Annotated in this window: 2 protein-coding genes and 1 pseudogene; 1 reads left to right on the top strand and 2 read right to left on the bottom strand. The window is 61.5% G+C overall.

Features of this window, described 5'->3' with window-relative positions; all coding sequences use genetic code 11:
* Positions 1-478 (bottom strand): annotated as a pseudogene (locus tag EOA29_RS36400) (hypothetical protein); the annotation flags it as partial.
* A 382-nt stretch (positions 479-860) separates the two neighbouring features.
* Positions 861-1,145, bottom strand: coding sequence for a hypothetical protein (locus EOA29_RS41870; protein ID WP_189479115.1), 285 nt, complete (start codon positions 1,143-1,145; stop codon positions 861-863).
* Here EOA29_RS41870 and EOA29_RS36410 point away from each other — a divergent pair.
* Complete coding sequence (locus tag EOA29_RS36410; RefSeq protein ID WP_126094616.1) at positions 1,135-1,365, top strand: hypothetical protein; 231 nt, start codon at positions 1,135-1,137, stop codon at positions 1,363-1,365. The two genes, EOA29_RS41870 and EOA29_RS36410, sit on opposite strands and share 11 nt — an antisense overlap.
* Positions 1,366-1,427: the final 62 nt, after the last annotated feature.

A 1,427-nucleotide genomic window follows, 5' to 3' on the forward strand; every position in this document is an offset into this window, starting at 1 on the left:
CCGCCGAACAATGGGGCGGGTACTTGTCGCCTGGAACCTCGATCGACAGGCGGCCCCTGATGAGTTGGCCGCGATAATAGGGCGACCAGGCGCGCGAATAGCAGGCGTAGGTTCCGGCAAGCGCCTGGCCGACGCCCTTGTCGTCGTGTCCGGGCGAGGCCTCCGACTGGGCGCTTGCGCGGCGTTCGAGCTCCGCCGTATCGATGCCGTGGCGTGCCGCTATCGTGGCCGCGAAGGTCGGCAGATCGCTCTCAGCGATCCAGGCGCCGGGCTGTTCGAGGCGCAGCACTTTCGCCCAATCTTCATAGACGCTGTGCTCGCGAGGCTGGGCGCGGCCCTGGAGCCATTTGTCGGCCCGGCCGACATCGAAAGCCGTCTTCGGGTTGACGGCGCGGAACGCCGCCGCCAGGTCCTTGCGGGTGGCGGTTCCGAGCACGACCGAAGTCAGTCGCAACTTCTGCGCGATATTCAGTGCCATCCGGCTGCACCCGTTGCATCCCGATGGAATCGGGATCGGCCTCCTGTTCGAGCGAAGATCATGCTTTCAGGCTCGCCGCAAGGCCGCTGTGCAAGACATTCACCAGGATCCGCGCTCTTAGCCGACTAGTTTTCCATATGCTAATATTCCAGGAATTCCAGAGAATTCCACGGTGTTCCGCATGTACTCTCTTTTCGGGTCGGCGACCAGCGCTAAGCTCGCGACGGGCAAGGGGCAGACCGTCAGGAAAAACGCGCTGAATGTGGGGCTTGAGTTCCCCTTTCCTTCGTAGAGCTGTGACACGCTCGATTTCGAGCAACGGCGAAACCCGGCTTTCGGGAACAACCGAACCGTAATGCCACCTCCTCAGGAAGGAACGGCTTCACATGACCTCAACCGCCTCTTCCAGACTCACTTCATTGTATTCACCGCGGGATGCATCGCATTGGCGCTGCTCTTTGCCAACGCGCCCGACGGAGGCCTTACCTCGAAAGTTCCCCAGGCGCCCGCGGCGCAGGCTCTTCAACCGACGCGCATCGCCATCGACAACGACACGCACGCGATTCGCTTCTACATCGACGGCAGGCAGGTCGCCCTGCTCGACGCGTCCGGTTTCAAACATTGAGGAGGCGGCAAAGCCAAGAGGGAACATCGTCATGAAAATCATCCTGTCGGCGCTATCGGCGCTTGTCCTCACGTTTGCCCTGCCGCAAGCAGCGGAGGCTAAGACGAAAATCCTGGCAACCGAGATAAAGTGCAACACCGAGAAACACCGGCCGCTGCTCGATGAAAAAGCCACCGGCGGCATTATGCTTCCGGCCGGCGCGATGGCGAAGACCGCCGAACCGGGCCAGGCCTATCCGCCGCCGCTGGACCTGCATTTCTAGAAGCAATTCGACGAGAAATGCTCAGCGGCTTCCGTCCGGAATTGCTTAAGACAAAAGGGGAG

The organism is Mesorhizobium sp. M1E.F.Ca.ET.063.01.1.1, assembly GCF_003998155.1.
In the GTDB taxonomy this organism is placed as follows: domain Bacteria; phylum Pseudomonadota; class Alphaproteobacteria; order Rhizobiales; family Rhizobiaceae; genus Mesorhizobium.